This is a genomic window from Paraburkholderia sp. Ac-20336 (assembly GCF_017105025.1).
Taxonomy (GTDB): Bacteria; Pseudomonadota; Gammaproteobacteria; order Burkholderiales; family Burkholderiaceae; genus Paraburkholderia.
The window spans coordinates 13,587-30,869 of sequence record NZ_JAAGPS010000002.1 but is presented as its reverse complement, the minus strand read 5'-3'; the positions used below and the strand labels follow the sequence as shown (position 1 = coordinate 30,869).

At 64.5% G+C, this 17,283-nt stretch carries 15 protein-coding genes; 10 read left to right on the top strand and 5 right to left on the bottom strand.

Annotated elements, in window-relative coordinates; translation table 11 throughout:
* Positions 1-19 precede the first annotated feature (19 nt).
* From GXB81_RS02030 to GXB81_RS01985, 10 genes are all read left to right on the top strand, one after another.
* Entirely contained in the window at positions 20-2,083 is a 2,064-nt protein-coding gene (locus tag GXB81_RS02030) for an NADH:flavin oxidoreductase (RefSeq protein WP_205988175.1), read from the top strand.
* 3 nt (positions 2,084-2,086) lie between these two features.
* The gene (locus tag GXB81_RS02025) at positions 2,087-4,015 is read left to right on the top strand and encodes a (Fe-S)-binding protein (protein ID WP_167050476.1); all 1,929 of its coding nucleotides are present in this window, start codon (positions 2,087-2,089) and stop codon (positions 4,013-4,015) included.
* A gap of 4 nt (positions 4,016-4,019) precedes the next feature.
* Positions 4,020-5,189 carry an electron transfer flavoprotein subunit alpha/FixB family protein gene (locus tag GXB81_RS02020; RefSeq protein ID WP_205988174.1) on the top strand — a complete coding sequence of 390 codons (1,170 nt, stop codon included), beginning with the start codon at positions 4,020-4,022 and terminating at the stop codon, positions 5,187-5,189.
* The gene (locus tag GXB81_RS02015; protein ID WP_205988173.1) at positions 5,186-6,004 is read left to right on the top strand and encodes an electron transfer flavoprotein subunit beta/FixA family protein; all 819 of its coding nucleotides are present in this window, start codon (positions 5,186-5,188) and stop codon (positions 6,002-6,004) included. Before GXB81_RS02020 ends, GXB81_RS02015 begins: the two co-directional genes overlap by 4 nt.
* A 50-nt stretch (positions 6,005-6,054) precedes the next feature.
* Positions 6,055-7,296, top strand: coding sequence for an aromatic ring-hydroxylating dioxygenase subunit alpha (locus GXB81_RS02010; protein WP_205988172.1), 1,242 nt, complete (start codon positions 6,055-6,057; stop codon positions 7,294-7,296).
* A 42-nt stretch (positions 7,297-7,338) separates the two neighbouring features.
* The gene (locus GXB81_RS02005) at positions 7,339-8,496 is read left to right on the top strand and encodes a hybrid-cluster NAD(P)-dependent oxidoreductase (protein WP_167050468.1); all 1,158 of its coding nucleotides are present in this window, start codon (positions 7,339-7,341) and stop codon (positions 8,494-8,496) included.
* A 112-nt stretch (positions 8,497-8,608) separates the two neighbouring features.
* Positions 8,609-9,469, top strand: a complete 861-nt coding sequence (locus GXB81_RS02000; RefSeq protein ID WP_205988171.1) for a glycine betaine ABC transporter substrate-binding protein — start codon at positions 8,609-8,611, stop codon at positions 9,467-9,469.
* A 282-nt stretch (positions 9,470-9,751) separates the two neighbouring features.
* Entirely contained in the window at positions 9,752-10,921 is a 1,170-nt protein-coding gene (locus GXB81_RS01995) for a glycine betaine/L-proline ABC transporter ATP-binding protein (protein ID WP_167050464.1), read from the top strand.
* Complete coding sequence (gene choW, locus GXB81_RS01990) at positions 10,914-11,810, top strand: choline ABC transporter permease subunit (protein WP_167050462.1); 897 nt, start codon at positions 10,914-10,916, stop codon at positions 11,808-11,810. The genes GXB81_RS01995 and choW overlap by 8 nt, the downstream gene beginning before the upstream one ends.
* 51 nt (positions 11,811-11,861) lie before the next feature.
* Positions 11,862-12,857, top strand: a complete 996-nt coding sequence (locus GXB81_RS01985; RefSeq protein WP_345889953.1) for a GlxA family transcriptional regulator — start codon at positions 11,862-11,864, stop codon at positions 12,855-12,857.
* 65 nt (positions 12,858-12,922) lie between these two features.
* On the opposite strand, the gene GXB81_RS01980 is transcribed toward GXB81_RS01985, so the two are convergent.
* The 5 genes from GXB81_RS01980 to GXB81_RS01960 all read right to left on the bottom strand — a co-directional run bounded on the left by GXB81_RS01980 (position 12,923) and on the right by GXB81_RS01960 (position 17,173).
* The gene (locus tag GXB81_RS01980) at positions 12,923-13,513 is read right to left on the bottom strand and encodes a dimethylsulfonioproprionate lyase family protein (protein WP_205988170.1); all 591 of its coding nucleotides are present in this window, start codon (positions 13,511-13,513) and stop codon (positions 12,923-12,925) included.
* A 36-nt stretch (positions 13,514-13,549) separates the two neighbouring features.
* Positions 13,550-14,122, bottom strand: coding sequence for a PAS and helix-turn-helix domain-containing protein (locus GXB81_RS01975; RefSeq protein WP_205988169.1), 573 nt, complete (start codon positions 14,120-14,122; stop codon positions 13,550-13,552).
* An 87-nt stretch (positions 14,123-14,209) separates the two neighbouring features.
* Positions 14,210-14,734 (bottom strand): DUF5943 domain-containing protein, encoded by a 525-nt coding sequence (locus tag GXB81_RS01970; RefSeq protein ID WP_167050456.1) that lies wholly within the window; start codon positions 14,732-14,734, stop codon positions 14,210-14,212.
* Between the two features lie 25 nt (positions 14,735-14,759).
* A complete protein-coding gene (locus GXB81_RS01965) occupies positions 14,760-15,731 on the bottom strand; it encodes a dipeptidase (RefSeq protein WP_205988168.1) in 972 nt (323 codons plus the stop codon).
* Positions 15,732-15,817: 86 nt separating this feature from the next.
* Positions 15,818-17,173 (bottom strand): MFS transporter, encoded by a 1,356-nt coding sequence (locus GXB81_RS01960; RefSeq protein ID WP_167050454.1) that lies wholly within the window; start codon positions 17,171-17,173, stop codon positions 15,818-15,820.
* Between the last annotated feature and the right edge of the window lie 110 nt (positions 17,174-17,283).

The window sequence follows — 17,283 nt, the reverse complement described above, 5'->3', positions numbered from 1 at the left end:
ACGCCAGAGGTCGTCTGCGATGCGCTACCCACACCTGTTCAAACCCTTGACGCTCAATCAGCTCACGCTGCGCAACCGCATCGTCAGCACGGCCCACGCCGAGGTCTACGCCGAGCCGGGCGGCCTGCCGGGCGACCGCTATATCCGCTATTACGAAGAGAAGGCCAAGGGCGGCGTGGGCCTTGCGGTGTGCGGCGGATCGAGCCCGGTGTCGATCGACAGTCCGCAGGGCTGGTGGAAGTCGGTGAATCTCGCGACCGACAGGATCATCGATCCGCTCGCGCGTCTTGCCGAAGCGATGCACCGGCACGGCGCGAAGATCATGATTCAGGCTACCCACATGGGGCGCCGTTCCGCGTTTCATGGCGAGCACTGGCCGCATCTGATGTCGCCGTCGGGCGTGCGCGAACCCGTGCATCGCGGCAATGCCAAGATTATCGAGGTCGAGGAAATCCACCGCATCATCGGCGACTTCGCGACGGCTGCGAAGCGCGTGAAGGACGCGGGCATGGACGGCATCGAGATTTCGGCGGCGCACCAGCATCTGATCGACCAGTTCTGGAGCCCGCGCACGAACTTTCGCACCGACGAATGGGGCGGTTCGCTCGAAAACCGCCTGCGGTTCGGCGTGGAAGTGCTCAAGGCCGTGCGCGAGGCCGTAGGCAAGGACTTTTGCGTCGGCCTGCGCATGTGCGGCGACGAGTTCCACGAAGACGGCCTCGATCACGAGCAGTTGAAGGAAATCGCCCAGGCGATGGCGGAAACGGGGCTGATCGACTATCTCGGCGTGATCGGCTCCGGCGCGGACACGCACAACACGCTCGCCAACTGCATGCCGCCGATGGCGCTGCCACCCGAGCCGTTCGTGCATCTCGCGGCCGGCATCAAGTCGGTGGTCAAGCTGCCGGTCATGCACGCGCAGAGCATTCGCGATGCGGGCCAGGCCGAGCGTCTGCTCGCGAGCGGCATGGTCGACCTGGTCGGCATGACGCGCGCGCAGATCGCCGACCCGCACATGGTCATCAAGATTCGCGACGGCCGCGAAGACGAGATCAAGCAGTGCGTCGGCGCGAACTATTGCATCGACCGCCAGTACAACGGTCTCGACGTGCTGTGCGTGCAGAACGCGGCGACCTCGCGCGAGGCGACCATGCCGCACGTCATCGAGAAGTCGCGCGGGCCGAAGCGCAAGGTCGTGGTGGTCGGCGCGGGACCGGCGGGGCTGGAAGCCGCGCGCGTTGCGCGGCTGCGCGGCCATGACGTGGTGCTGTTCGAGAAGAACGACGCCGTGGGCGGCCAGATTCTGCTGGCGGCGAAAGCGCCGCAGCGCGAGCAGATGGCGGGCATCGTGCGCTGGTTCGACATGGAGACGAAGCGCCTCGGCGTCGATCGCCGTCTCGGCGTGACGGCCGACGAGAAAACGATCCTCGCGGAAAAACCCGACATCATCGTGCTCGCCACGGGCGGTTCGAGCTTCACGCAGCAGGTGGGCGCATGGGGCGTGGAAGACGGGCTCGCGGTCAGTTCATGGGACATCCTGGCGGGCCGTGTCGAGCCGAAGCAGAACGTGCTCGTCTACGACGGCGTGAGCACGCATGCGGGCGCCGGGGTGGCCGATTTCATTTCGAGCCGCGGCTCGAAGGTCGAAATCGTCACGCCCGACGTGAAGGTTGCCGACGACGTGGGCGGCACCACGTTCCCGATCTTCTATCGCCGCCTCTATGCGCAGGGCGTGATCCATACGCCGAATTACTGGCTCGATCGCGTGTACGAAGAAGACGGCAAGATGATTGCCGTGCTGCGCAACGAGTACACGGAGGAGCAGGAGGAGCGCGCCGTCGATCAGGTGGTGATCGAAAACGGCAGCACGCCCAACGACGCGTTGTACTGGAAGCTCAAACCCGAATCGGTGAATCGCGGCCAGGTGGACGTGCACAAGCTTTTCGTCGCGGAGCCGCAGCCTTGCCTCGGCGAAGAACTCGGCAATGGCCGCTTCCTGCTGTTCCGCGTCGGCGACTGCATCTCCATGCACAACATCCACGGCGCGATTTACGACGCGCTGCGGCTCGCGAAGGACTTCTGAACCATGAATCCGTCCTGGCTCATTACCGCGCTGCTGTGGGTGTCGATGGCGGGGCTCGCGTTCGCGGTCGCGAAACGCGCCGCCTTCTGGCGGGTGGGGCGTGCCGCCGTGCCCGGTTCCGTTGGCGTCAGCAAGCTGTTCAGTATCCCCAAGCGTTATTTCGTCGATCTGCATCATGTGGTGGCGCGCGATCCGTATATCGCGAAGACGCACGTCGCCACCGCGGGCGGCGCGATCGCGGCGCTGGCGCTCGTGTTCGTCAACTACGGGCTCGCGATCTATTCGCCGTGGCTCGACCGGCTGATCTTTCTCGCGGCGCTCGCGATGCTGATCGGTGCGGTGTTCGTCTGGCGCCGCCGTCATGCGAGCCATGTGCCGGCGCGCCTTTCGCGCGGGCCGTGGAATACGCTGCCGTGGCTGCTCGGCTCGTTCGCGCTCGGCGTGGTGCTCTTCACGATGGTGCCCGCCGGCGCGATGTCGGGCGGATTCGCGGTAGTGTGCGCGGTGCTGATCGGCGTGGGCGCCTTCGCAATGACATTCGGCGCGGCCAACGGCGGGCCGATGAAGCATGCGGTCGCCGGGCTTCTGCATCTGGCATTCCATCCGCGCCAGGAGCGTTTCGCGGCAACGCGCGAGGGTTGGACCGGCAACGGCACGGCCACGCCGCCGACCGCGCTGAAGCTGCCCGATATCGAACAGAAGCAGGAATACGGCGTGGCGAAACCCGTGGAGTTTCGCTGGAACCAGTTGCTGAGCTTCGATGCCTGCGTGCAGTGCGGCAAATGCGAGGCCGCGTGCCCCGCGTTCGCCTCGGGCCAGCCGCTCAATCCGAAGAAGCTGATTCAGGACCTCGTGGTCGGCATGGCCGGCGGCACCGACGCGGCGTACGCGGGCAGTCCCACGCCCGGCATGGCGGTCGGCCGGCATCGCGGCGCGCCGGACGGTCCGATCGTCTCCGGCCTGATCGAAGCGCAGACGCTCTGGTCGTGCACGACCTGCCGCGCCTGCGTCGAGGAGTGCCCGATGCTGATCGAGCACGTCGACGCCATCGTCGACATGCGCCGCAACCAGACGCTCGTGCATGGCGAGGTGCCCGGCAAAGGCCCGGAAGTGCTGGCGAACCTACGCGAAACGGGCACGGCGGGCGGCTACGACAGAACGGCGCGCTACGACTGGTCGGTCGATCTCGATGCGCCGGTCGCGCAGCCCGGCCGGCGCGTGGACGTACTCGTGGTGGCTGGTGAGGGCGCGTTCGACATGCGCTATCAGCGCACGCTGCGCGCGCTCGTGACGGTGCTCAACAAGGCCGGCGTGAATTACGCGGTGCTCGGCGCGCGGGAAACGGATACCGGCGACGTGGCGCGCCGTCTCGGCGACGAAGCGACGTTCCAGCGCATGGCGAAGCAGATGATGGCGACGCTCGCCACGCTCGACTTCGCGCGCATCGTCACCGCCGACCCGCACGTCATGCACAGCCTGCGCAACGAGTACCGTGCGCTCGGCGCGCGCTACGAAGTACTGCATCACACGACCTTCCTCGCCGAACTCGCCGCGAGCGGACGCATCGCGCCGAAGGCCGTGCAGGCGCTCACCGAAAAGCGCACCACGTATCACGATCCCTGCTATCTGGGCCGCTATAACGGCGAGACCGAAGCGCCGCGCAAGCTGCTGAAAACGATCGGCATCCAGGTCGTGGAGATGGAGCGTCACGGCATGCGCGGACGCTGCTGCGGGGGGGGCGGCGGCGCGCCGCTCACCGACATCCCCGGCAAGCAGCGCATTCCCGACATTCGTATGGCCGACGCACGCGCACTCAACGCCGAGGTCGTTGCCGTGGCGTGCCCGCAATGCACGGCGATGCTCGAAGGCGTGGTGGGTCCGCGTCCCGAGGTGCTCGACGTGGCCGAACTCGTGGCCGCCTCGCTGGAGTGAATCGATGAATACGATCAAACGAATCGATCCGCGCCGCCCGTTCGTTGTGACCGCGGCGGGTCTCAGGCGCATTATTCTCGGCGAGACCGGGAGTGCCGACGCGAACGCCGCGCATTGGCCCGCGCAGCACGGGCACGGCAATGCCGCGAAACCGCGCCGCACCATTAGCGATCCGAAGCACGTGCTGCTCGTTGCCGCTCATGCCGAGCGCGGCGCTCTCGACGAGCATGCGCGCCAGGCCGTCGCGGCCGCCGCGTTGCTCGCCGATGCGCAAACCGAAGTGGCGCTGCTCGTGTTCGGCGAACTGAAAGACGACGCGGCGGCGCTCGGCGTCGACAAGCTGATCGAGCTGCCGGGCTTCGAGCGCCGCGCGTTCGCGCCGGACAGCGAACTGCGCGCGTTGCAGGCGTGTGCGGCGGCGCTCGCGCCGAAGCATGTGTTCCTGCCCGACAACGCGAGCGGCGACGGCGATCTTGGCCGGCGCTACGCGGCCTCGGCCGGGGCCAGCGTGGCGACGCAGGTGGTCGAGATCGACGCGCGCCATGTGGGCGTGTACGAACAGGCGAAGCGCGCATGGGCCACGCGCGCGCTGCCCGAGGTGATCCTGCTCGCGCCGAACGTGGTCGAGGCGAAGCTGCCGTTCGTCGGCGCGGGCGAGCGGCTCCCGAGCGACTTCATCCGGCCCGCCGTCGATCTGGCGTCGTCGTATCGCGATCTCGGTCTCGAGGAAATCGATGCCGCCCGGGTCGCGCTCGAAGAAGCCGATTTCATCGTCTCGGCGGGCAACGGCGTGACCGACATCGCGGCATTCGAACAGCTCGCGGGCGTGCTCGGCGCGGCGATCGGCGCGAGCCGCGTCGCGGTCGACAACGGCCACTTCACGCGCGACAAGCAGGTGGGCGCGACGGGCAAGACGGTCGAGTCCAGTGTGTATATCGCGTTCGGCATTTCGGGCGCCGTGCAGCATCTGCAAGGCATCAAGGATTGCCGCCACGTGATTGCCGTGAATCTCGACGGCAGCGCGCCGATCGCGAAGCGCGCGAACCTGACCGTGGTCGGCGACGCCCAGGGCACCATCGCCGCGCTGATCGGTGAGGTAGAGGCCGCGCGCGCGAAACGCGGCGCGCCGGGCGCCGTACGTGACGACATGCATTCCGCAGGAGTGGCCGCATGAATGCCCGCAATGATTCCCGTAACGATTCCCAACGGCGCATCGAACGTATCGCCGTGCTCGTTTCCGTCGGCCGCCACCCCGTGAGCGGCGTGCCGCGCCATAGCCGCAACGACGCGCTCGCACTCGATCTCGCGCGTACGCTGGCGCAGCGTCACCATGCGCGCCTCGACGTGCTGCATGCGGGCGACGCCGACGACCCGGCGCTGACCGAATACCTCGCACTGGGCGCGACCGAAGTCGAGGTGCTGAGCTGCGCGCCGTCCGACGACGCGGCGCGCAGGCTGGCCGAGCGCGTGCGCGGCTACGACCTCGTGCTGACCGGCACGCGGGCCGAAGGCGCGCACGACAGCGGCATGCTGCCGTATAGCGTGGCCGCGGCGCTCGGCGTGCCGATCGTCGGCGGCGCGGTCGATATCGACGCAGAGAGCGGCGCTGTGGCCGTGGTGCGGCAATTCCTGCCCAAGGGCCTGCGCCGGCGCGTGCAAACGGCGCTGCCCGCCGTGATCGCCGTGCATCCGCTCGCCAATGCGCAGCCCCGTTACGCCTATGCGCGGCTGCGCGCCGGCGCGATCCGGCCGCAGCGCGCCGCGAGCATGAGCATGAGCGCTGCCGAAGCGTCCGCGTGGACGGTCGGCCCGATCGAGCGCAAGCCCGTGCGCCTCGTCGCGGCGGAGAAGCGCTCCGGCCATGCGCGCATGCTCTCGGCGACCACGACCGAAAGCCGCGGCGGCAACGTCGTAAACGAAGGGAGTTCGGTCGAAAAAGCACAAGTGATCCTCGCGTATTTGCGCGAGCATCAACTTATCGACTACTGATTTTGACGATCTGTCGGCAACAACCTGGAATGGAAAATCCGGAGCACACGATGAAAGTATCGGCAGAAATTCGCGCGCTGATCGAGCGCCGCAAAGAGGGGTACAGCCTGGAGGCGCCGTTCTATTTGAGCGAGGAGATTTTCGCGCTCGATATGGAAGCCATCTTCCGGCAGCACTGGATCGAGGTCGCCACCGAGGCCGAGATTCCGGAGCCGGGCGACTATGTGACCGCCGAGCTGGCGGGCGAATCGATTCTGATCGTGCGCGACGACGACATGGCGGTGCGTGCGTTCCACAACGTATGCCGCCATCGCGGCTCGCGCCTGTGCAACGACTCGAAGGGCACGGTCGGCAATATCGTGTGCCCGTATCACAGCTGGACCTATAACCTCTCGGGCGAACTGATGTTCGCCGAGCATATGGGCGAGCAGTTCGACCGCTGCAAGCACAGCCTCAAGCGCGTCCATGTGGAAAATCTCGCCGGGCTGATCTTCGTGTGCCTCGCCGACGAGCCGCCCGCCGACTTCGCGCAGATGCGCGCCGCGATGGAGCCGTATCTGCTGCCGCACGATCTGGCGAACTGCAAGGTCGCCGCGCAGATCGACATCATCGAGAAAGGCAACTGGAAGCTCGTGATGGAGAACAATCGCGAGTGCTATCACTGCGTGGCGAATCATCCCGAGTTGACGGTTTCGCTCTACGAATACGGCTTCGGCTACGAACGCACGCCGGCCAACGCGGAAGGGATGGCAGCCTTCGAGCGCGCCTGCAACGAGCGCGTGGAGCAGTGGGAAGGGTTGGGCCTGCCTTCGGTGGAAGTCGAAAAACTGCTCGACGTGACGGGTTTTCGCACGCAGCGCCTGCCGCTCGATCGCAGCGGCGAATCGCAGACGCTCGACGCGAAAGTGGCCTCGAAAAAGCTGCTCGGCGAGTTTCGCTCGGCGGATCTCGGCGGTCTGTCGTTCTGGACCCAGCCGAACTCGTGGCATCACTTCATGAGCGATCACATCGTGTCGTTCTCGGTCGTCCCGCTTTCCGCCGGCGAGACGCTCGTGCGTACACGCTGGCTGGTCCACAAGGACGCGCGCGAAGGCATCGACTACGACGTCGAGAATCTGACCGCGGTCTGGAATGCGACCAACGACCAGGACCGCACGCTCGTCGAGTATTCGCAGCGCGGCGCGGCGAGCAGCGCCTACGAGCCGGGTCCGTATTCGCCGTACACGGAAGGTCTCGTCGAAAAGTTCTCGGCCTGGTACATCGGCCGCCTTGCCGGACAGATTGGCGCATAACGTCGCGCCGCGCGCGGCCAAAGCAAAAGAGCGGAGTTTGTCATGATGCGAGATGCAGCCCAACTCGACCCCATGGACAGCCGGGTCACGCGCCCGGCGTTCTGGAGCGCGCTGCCCGAACGGTGGACGAGCGACGTCGAGGAAACGCTCGTGTGCTGTCATGTCGTGCAGGAAACGCATGACGTGAAGAGCTTTTTTCTGCGCTCGCCAGAGGGCCGCACGTTCTCGTTCGAGCCGGGGCAGTTCGTCACGCTCGAACTCGAGATCGACGGCGAGCCGATCAATCGCTGCTATACGATTTCGTCGTCGCCGGCGCGGCCGCACACCATTTCCATCACGGTCAAGCGCGTGCCGGGAGGCAAGGTGTCGAACTGGCTGCACGACAACCTGAAGCCCGGCGTCGAATTGCGCGTGCTCGGGCCGGCCGGTGACTTCACCTGCGCGCGGCACCCGGCACCGAAATATCTGTTTCTTTCCGCCGGGTCCGGCATCACGCCGCTGATGTCGATGAGCCGCGCGCATCACGATCTCGCCGAAGATCGCGACATCGTCTTCGCGCATAGCGCACGCACGCCCGACGACATCATCTTCGCGCGCGAACTCGAACTGATCGCGTCGAGCCGGGCGAACTTCCGCACGTCATTCGTGTGCGAGCGGGTGGGGGCGCGTACCGGATGGCCGGGCGTCACCGGTTTTCTGTCGCTGCCGCTGCTGAAGCTGATCGCCCCCGATTTCATGGAGCGCGAAATCTTCACTTGCGGTCCCGCGCCGTATATGAAGGCCGTGCGCGATCTGCTCGACGAAGCCGGCTTTGCGCGAGAGCGCTATCACGAAGAGAGCTTTTCGTTCGAAACGTTGACGGCGGCCCATGCGCTGCTTGAAGCAGACCCGGCCGACCCAGCCGACCCGGCCGCGACAGAGCCGGCCGTGCCGACCGAAAGCTTCACGGTCACGTTCGCGAAGAGCCGCCGCGAGATCCAGTGCGGCTCGCAGCAAACCGTGCTCGACGCGGCTCGCCAGGCGGGCGTGAGGCTCGCCTCGTCGTGCAGCCAGGGCATGTGCGGCACCTGCAAGGTCAAGCTGGTTTCGGGGCAGGTCGAGATGAAGCATAGCGGCGGCATTCGCCAGCGCGAGATCGATCAGGGGATGGCCCTGTTGTGCTGCTCGAAGCCGCTGTCCGATCTCGTCGTCGACAAGTAGCAAGGGTGTCGCCGTACAACAAGAAAGTGTCGTAAATCGAGGGGACCGGTAAATTGCGGCGGGCGAATCTGGAGACACACGAAACGCGTGCCCGAATCATAGGAGATGAATCATGAAGCTGTCCGCGAAACTCTTTCTGGCCGGTGTGCTGTTCGCAACGGTGAGCGTCAGCGCCCCGGCGTTTGCCGACGGCAAACCCACGCTGAAGATCGGCTACGTCGAAGGCTGGGACGATAGCGTCGCCACGTCCAACATCGCTTCGCGCATCATCGAGAAGCGCCTCGGCTATCCGGTGCAGCTCGTGCCGGTGGCCACGGGCATCATGTGGCAGGGCGTGGCGCGCGGCGACCTCGACGCGACGCTGTCCGCATGGCTGCCGGTGACGCAGGGCGCGTACTGGGACCAGTTCAAGGACAAGGTCGTCGATCTCGGCACGAATTTCCCCGGCGCGAAGATCGGTCTCGTGGTGCCCGACTACGTGAGCGCGAAGAGCATCAACGATCTCAACGCGGAAAAGGCGGCGTTCGGCGGGCGCATCGTCGGCATCGACGCGGGCGCGGGCGTGATGCGCAAGACCGACGAGGCCGTCAAGCAATACGGTCTCAACTACAACGTCATGCCGAGTTCGGGCAGCGCGATGACGGCCGAACTGGCGCGCTCGATCGGCACGAAGAAGCCGGTGATCGTCACGGGCTGGACGCCGCACTGGATGTTCGCGAAGTACAAGCTGCGCTTCCTCGACGATCCGAAGAGCGTGTACGGCGCGGCCGAGCACGTGGACAGCGTCGCCAATCCGGGGCTCGAAAAGAAGGCGCCGCAGGTCGAGTCTTTCCTGAAGAAATTCCAGTGGAAGCCGGGCGAGATCGACGGCGTGATGCTGGCGATCCAGAACGGCGAAAAGCCCGAGGCCGCCGCCGATGCCTGGATCGCCGCGCACGGCGATCGCGTGAACGAGTGGGTCGGCCAGCAGTAAGCGCGGCAAGAGAAATCCGGACCGGCGAGTCCTGTTTTGCTGCGGCTGCGGTTCGCCGCGCCGCGTTTCATCCGGTCAGTCCTGTACTACGCACACCCTGCCTTGCGCCGAGGCAGGCGGGAAGCCGCGCCTGGCACCGCAGCACAGGTGCCTTGTTGCCGACGCAGCATGTCGCTTTTGAGCAAGCGTTTGTCGCAATTCGCTATCCCGGCAGGGTTTTTTCCGACAACCATGTAGACATACCGAGCGGGCCGGCGCCTGCCGTTCGAGGAGACGGAGTCGATGAAATCCCCCAAGATCGTAGTCGAAGGACTATGCAAGGTTTTCGGGCCCAACCCGAAGCTCGCGCGCGAGCTGCTCGCGCAGGGCGCAACGAAGGACGAACTGTTCGCCAAAACCGGCTATGTGCTCGGCGTGAACCACGCGTCGTTCGAAGTGCACGAGGGCGAGATTTTCGTGCTGATGGGTCTCTCCGGCTCGGGCAAGTCCACGCTGATCCGGCTCATCAACCGGCTCGTGGACCCCACGGCGGGCAAGATCGTCATCGACGGGCGCGACGTTGCGGCCATCCGGCGCTCGGAACTGGTGGCGCTGCGCCGCACCGACATGAGCATGGTGTTTCAGTCGTTCGCGCTGATGCCGCAACGCACGGTGCTGTCGAACGCCGCATTCGGTCTCGAAGTGGCGGGCGTGGGACGCAAGGAGCGCGAGCGGCGCGCGCTGGCGGTGCTGGAGCAGGTCGGCCTTGCGCCGTTTGCGCAGAAGTTGCCCGCCGAGCTGTCGGGCGGCATGCAGCAGCGTGTGGGCCTTGCCCGTGCGCTGGCCGTGAATCCCTCGCTGATGATTATGGACGAAGCGTTTTCGGCGCTCGATCCGTTGAAGCGCAAGGAAATGCAGAACGTGCTGCTGCAACTGCAGAAGGAGCAGCGCCGCACGATCATGTTCGTGTCGCACGATCTCGAAGAGGCGCTGCGGATCGGCAGCCGCATCGCCATCATGGAAGGCGGGCGCATCGTGCAGATCGGCACCCCGCAGGAAATCATCAGCAATCCTGCCGACGACTACGTGCGCGCGTTCTTCGACGGCGTGGACACCAGCCGCTATCTGACGGCCGGCGATCTGATGCAGCGCGAGGCGGTGCCGCTGATCCGCTCGCTCGACGCGACGAGCGTGGAGTCGTCGCTCAACGGCAGCGCGGACTACGCCTTCGTGCTCGATGCGCAGCATCGCATCAGCGGTTTCGTGACGCGCGACTCGATTCGCGCCGCGCGGCCGTCGCTCGAGAAGGTCGAATGCATTTCGCTCGGCGCGCCGCTGGAGCAGGTCGTCTCGCGCGTCTGCGCGAATACGACGGCGCTGCCGGTAGTGGACGACGAAGGCCGCTATTGCGGCTCCATCGATCAGGCCGCCGTTCTGAAGGTCATTACGCGTAACCGAGGTGCTCATGTCTGAGATCATTCCCGTCGGCCAGTGGGTCGACCAGGCGGTTCACTATCTACTCGATCACGACGCGAGCAGTTTCGACACGGTCGGCCGGGCGATCGAAAGTTTCGCCGCTTTCGTCGAACATAGCTTGCAGGCCATTCCGATGTGGGCGCTGATGGCGTTCTTCATCCTTATCGGTTTGTGGCGCGTGGGCTGGCGCTTTGCGATCTTCGCCGCCTGTTCGCTGTTGCTGATCTATGCGACGGGCTTCTGGGACCAGACCGTCGTCACGCTCGGGCTCACGCTGTCGTCCACCGTCATCAGCCTCGTGGTGGGTATTCCGCTCGGCATCTGGACAGCGAAAAGCCGGCTCGTGCAGACGATCGTGCGCCCGATTCTCGATCTGATGCAGACAATGCCGGCCTTCGTTTACCTGATTCCGGCCGCCATGCTGTTCGGTCTCGGCCGCGTGCCCGGCATTCTTTCCACGGTGATCTTCGCCATGCCGCCCGCGGTTCGCCTGACGAGTCTCGGCATCAAGCACGTGAATCGCGAGATTGTCGAAGCCGGGCAGGCGTTCGGCTGCACGCCATGGCAGCTGTTGTACAAGGTGCAGTTTCCGAATGCCCTGCCGTCGATCATGCAGGGCGTGAACCAGACCATCATGATGGCGCTGTCGATGGTGATCATCGCCTCGATGGTGGGCGCGGGCGGTCTCGGCAACGACGTGCTGGCGAGTATTCAGCGTCTGGATATCGGCCTCGGTTTCGAAAGCGGGCTTTCCGTCGTGTTGCTGGCGATCATCCTGGACCGCATTACCGAGAGCTTCGGTCGTGCGCCTGGCGCGCCAAAAGTGTCGCCGTTCGCGGGGCTCAGGCAACTCATGCGCGCGCGTCCCGCTGTCGCCGAGGTCTGATCCGGTTTTCAACTGCGGGGTTTTCAACCGTTGTTTCCCGAGGAGCGCGATGTGACGACAGACATCGCCGCAGCGTCCACCGTCGACGCGCATGCGGCATCGTCTCTCAGGCATTTCGGTTTCCTGACGTTGCAGAACTTCTCGATGATCGCGTTTTCGAGCGCGGTCGAAGTTCTGCGTATGGCGAACTATGTCGGGCGCGCGGACCATTACCGCTGGTCCATCTACTCGCTGGACGGCGCGCCCGTCCACGCGAGCAATGGCATCGCGGTACGCCCGGCGCAGCCGCTCGATCCGGCGTCGCTGCCCGACGTGCTGATCGTGTGCGGCGGCGTGCGCATACGCGAGATCGTCGACGACAGCCTGCGCGCCACGCTGGATGGGGTGGCGCAGCGCGGCGTTCCGCTCGGCGGCATCTGCACGGGCGCTTATGCGCTGATGGCGAGCGGGCTGCTCGACGGTTACCGCTGCGCCGTGCATTGGGAAGACCTCACGGCTTTGCACGAGGAATTTCCGCGCGTGCGTTTCGCCGACGAGCTGTTTGTGGTCGATCGCGACCGGCTGACCTGCACGGGCGGCACCGCGCCGCTCGATCTGATGCTCGATCTCGTGGGCGCGCGGCTCGGCCGCGGCCTGGCTGCCAAGGTATCCGAACAGTTTATCGTCGAGCGGATTCGCAGCGCCACTGACTTACAGCCAATACCTGTCGATGCGCGCGTGGGTTTTTCGCGCGCGGAACTGGTCGAGGTCGTGCGGCTGATGGAAGCGAACATCAAGGAGCCGCTGTCGCTGGAAGAACTGGCGCGCCTCGTGCGGCTTTCGCAACGGCATTTGCAGCGCATGTTCAAGGCGTATCTGAACGTCTCGCCAACGCACTACTACCTCACGTTGCGCCTGAAACGGGCGCGCGAACTGCTGCGCACGACCGATGCGTCGATCGCTCGCGTAACGTCGGTGTGCGGATTCAATTCGCCGTGCCATTTCAGCAAGGCCTACCGCGTGCAGTTCGGCCACGCGCCGAGTCATGAGCGGCGTATGACGAAGTGAGAGAGGGGGCCTCGTGTCGGCGCGCCTGTCGTGCGAAGGCGCGCCGCAATTCGCCGGCTCGACCGTCAGATCAATAAACACCAGATGGCAAGAAACGGATCGGACAGCGATCTCATTGCGTGCAGGCTGCCTCGCGCGTTGTGGATGCCGCCGCCGATTCCGGGGTTGAACCAGTCGCCGTCTTTCTGGCGAAACTCGCCGGCGGTCAACAGTACATAGGCCTCTTCGGGCGGATGGCGATGGTCCGGATACCGCACGTTGGGCGCCATCACCGAAAAACCGAGTTGAACGTCGTAGCGGCTCTCGGTGCCGCCGGGCCCGCAGATCATGCCGTGCACATGCTCGTCGATATAGTTCTCGCTGCCGTGCGAGCCCGACGTGCGGCGCCACCATCCGAGCACGGGTTCGAGCGTTCTGATGGCTCTTGCCGCCGCGCCGAGGTGAGTCGGTTCGTCGATGATCGCCGACAAGGCCGGTTCGATCCAGCGGCGTGCCGGATAGCTCGTGTCATGTCTCTTGCCGTCGTCCGATACCGTTTGCAGCCGCTCGAACACGCGTGCTGCGACTTCTCTCCCGGCGTCGGGAAGCTTCTCCGATTGAAAGAGGGTTCGTGCAATGTCAATGAACGCCGCTACATTTTCGGGCCGGGTCGACATGGTGTGCATGGTGAGAGAAGAGAAGTCGTACGCGGTTCAGGCCAGCAACCGCGCGATGAGATCGGGTGTCGCCCGTACGCCGTATTTGCGCAACAGGCTCGCGCGGTGAATGTCGACCGTGCGCGGGCTGATATTCAGTTCCTTGCCGATTTCCTTGCTTGTCATGCCGTGTACGAGGAATGCGGCGACGTCGCGTTCGCGCTCGGTGAGCGTGCTGGCGATGTCGGCTTGCTTCGTGCTGTCCGATAGATCGGTGAAGGTCCAGATCGCCAGCTCGAAAGGCCGCTTCGGGTTATATCCGAAACCGCACACGGTGACCCAGAAATGGCTTCCGTCGATGCGGCGCATGATGCGGTCGTCGCTAAACACGGCATGTTTCGCGAGGAGCGGCGCCAGGCGGCGGCCGGTGGTGGTGAAGTCCTTCTGCTGCGGATACAGCACGGAAAACGACCGATCGACGATATCGCTGCGCCGGGCCTTGAAGAGCGCGAGGGCTCGGGCATTGCAGTCCACCATGACTCTTTCTCTGGCCACGATGACCGCAACGGGCAGATGCCTGAAGAGATCCTCGTAGTCGAGACTGGAGATCGTGTCGGTCCTTTTCGGCATTGCTGTATCGCTGTTGGCTGTGCCCCGACCCGGGCCTGGGGATGCATGGACTCCTTTCCAGGTGATTGTAGCGTGTGTCCGGCGCGTTCACGTCACGTGAAAGACGCAGCAGTCGTGACCTTCGCCCGCGCATTGCATCTCGGCCGATTTCGCTCGCGGGCCTTTTGCGGCGCCTTCCGGTGCGGTGTCGTTGACCCAGTCCATCGCGCCGGCGAACCAGCCGGCGAACATGTAGCAGAGCTTGCCATGTTTGCCGGGTTGCGCGAGCACGAACGACGAGTGATGAAGATGGATGCGCGCATTCGACGTTGCCGGGTCCGCCTCGACGATCGAGAAGAGCCCCCAGCCGCGCTGCGAAAGACGCTTCAGATAGTGCTCGAATACCGCCATGCCGGCAATGCCGTGCTTTTCCGCTTCCTTCTCGCACCAGTGGTACGCGGATTGGTAACCGGCTTTGTAGAGAATCTCCGCGTAGACCTCACGGCCTAGTGCTTCTTCGACCGCCGTGTGATTGTTGGTGAAGAAATGGCGCGGCACGTACAGCATCGGCAGCGCATCGGTGGTCCAGACGCCGGTGTGCGGATCGACGTCGATAGGCAATTGCGGTTGCAAGTCGAACTCCTGCTTTCTATTCGATTCAGCCGTTCCAGACTTCACCGAACACGCGCAGCCAGTTCTCGCCCATCACCTTGCGGATGCGCGCCTCGCTCCAGCCCGCCTTCTGCATCGCCGCCGTCAGGTTCGGGAATTCGCCGATCGTGCGGATGCCCTCCGGATTCACCACCTTGCCGAAATCCGTCAGACGGCGGTAGCGGCCCTTGTCGTGCGTGATCCAGTCGAAGAACTCCGTCGTATAGCCCTGCGTGAAGTCCGTGCCGATCCCCACCTTGTCCTCGCCGATCACATCGACCACGTATTCGATCGCTTCGAGATAATCCTCGACGGTCGCGTCCGGCCCCTTCTTCAGAAACGGCGCGAACATCGTCACGCCCACGAAGCCGTTCGCATCGGCAATTTCCCGCAACTGCTCGTCACTCTTGTTGCGCGGATGCTCCTTCAGGCCCGACGGGCAGCAGTGCGAATACGTCACGGGCTTCTTCGAGCAGGCGATCGCATCGGACGAAGTCTTGCCGCCCACGTGCGAGAGATCGACCATGATGCCCACGCGGTTCATCTCCTGGATCACTTCGCGCCCGTAGCCCGAGAGGCCGCCGTCCGGCTCGTAGCAGCCGGTGCCGACGAGGTTCTGGGTGTTGTAGCAAAGCTGCACGACGTTCACGCCGAGTTCCTTGAAGACCTCGATATAGCCGAGGTTGTCTTCGAAGGCGTACGAGTTCTGGAAGCCGAAGATGATGCCGGTTTTATTCTCTTTTTTGGCGCGCAGGATGTCGTCGGTCGTGCGCACGAGCGTGAGGATTTCGCTGTACTCGCGGATCTGCTGCTTCATTTCCGCGATGTTGTCGATGGTCTTCTGGAAGTCGTCCCACACGGAGACCGTGCAGTTCACGGCGGTGACGCCGCCCTTGCGCATGTCTTCGAACACCGAGCGTTCGAATTTCGAAATGTTCAGACCATCGATGATGATGCTCGAATCGTGAAGAGTACTCATTGCCTAAATCCGTTCAGGTTTGCAGGTCAGCGTCAGAAGCAGGTCAAAAGCAGGTCAAAAGCGGGTCGGAAGCGCACCGAACGCGCTCAGACGGGCCGTTTGACGGCGTGCTTCACGGACGCCGCGTCGTTGTCGTGCGTCGTGCCGGCTTCCTCGAGTGCGGTGGTGGAAGTCTCTCGCAGCGAGAGGCCGCCGAGCATGGCGAAAATGGATACGGCGATCAGGTAATAGGCCGGCGAGAGGTTCGTTCCCGTCACGGAGATGAGCCAGGTCGCGACGAGCGGCGCGGTGCCGCCGAAAATCGTGTACGCGAGGTTATAAGTAATGGCCGATGCCGTATAGCGTGTTTGCGTGGGGAACACTTCCGACAGAAGCGGCGCAGTGACCACGCCCGAGAGAACGGCACCCACGGCAAGCAGCGCGACGCCGAGCAGCGACGGGGACAAGCTGCCGGAGCCGCCTAGCGTGAAGGCGGGATAAACCGACACGATGATGAACACGCAGGTGCTGGCAATCGTCGCGCGCCGGCCGACCCGATCGGAGAAGAGCCCGGCGAGCGGGCACAATGCCGCGGCGAAGAACAGCGCAAGAACGGTCACGAGGAGAGAGCTTCCGCGAGACAGATGCCCGGCGACCTGGAGATACGTGGCGAAATAGGTTGTGAACGTATAGAAGGAGAGCGCCGTCACCGAGATGAACGCGCCGAGCTTCAGTATGTTTCCGGACTGCGAACGCAGGGTTTCCACCAAGGGGGCGTGTGCGACTTTCTTCTTGCCTTCGAGTGCCTTGAAAGCCGGCGTCTCATGCAGATTCATGCGCAGATACACGCCGATAAGACCGACCGGCGCCGCGACCAGAAACGGAATGCGCCAGCCCCAGTCGACCATCGTCGCGGACGACAGCGAGGATTCGAGCACGTAAGTCACCACGGCCGCGCACGCGAACGAAGAAAAGGTCGAGACCGGCACGAAGCTGCCGAAGAAGGCACGCCGGCGGCGGGGCGCATGCTCCATCACATACGCGCACGCTCCCGCGTATTCGCCACCAGCGGAAAACCCCTGTACGCAGCGAATGATCGTGAGCAGCAGCGGCGCCCAGTAGCCGATGCGGGCATAAGTCGGGAGCAGGCCGATCAGCGTCGTGGCACCGGCCATCATCAGGATGGTGAGGGCGAGCGTTCGCTTGCGGCCGAACCGGTCGCCGATGACCCCGAAAAACAGGCCGCCGAGCGGACGCAGCGCGAAGGCGACCGCAAAGACCGCAAATGTCTTGAGAAGCCCGACCGTGGGATCGCTGCCGGGAAAGAATTCGCGAGTGAGGATGGTCGCGAGGAATCCGTACGCGGCGAAATCGAACCACTCGACGAAATTACCTATTGAAGCCGCCGCGATGACGCGTCTGAGCGTCCTGGTATCGACCTCTTGGGTTGCTTGATTCGACATCGTTTCCTATCCCTCTCAATGGCCGGTTTCGGACCGGGTTGAAAGCAGGGTAGGTGCACAAATTACCTAGGTCTACAGGTATCGGTTACCTAGGTAATCGATACCTTGAG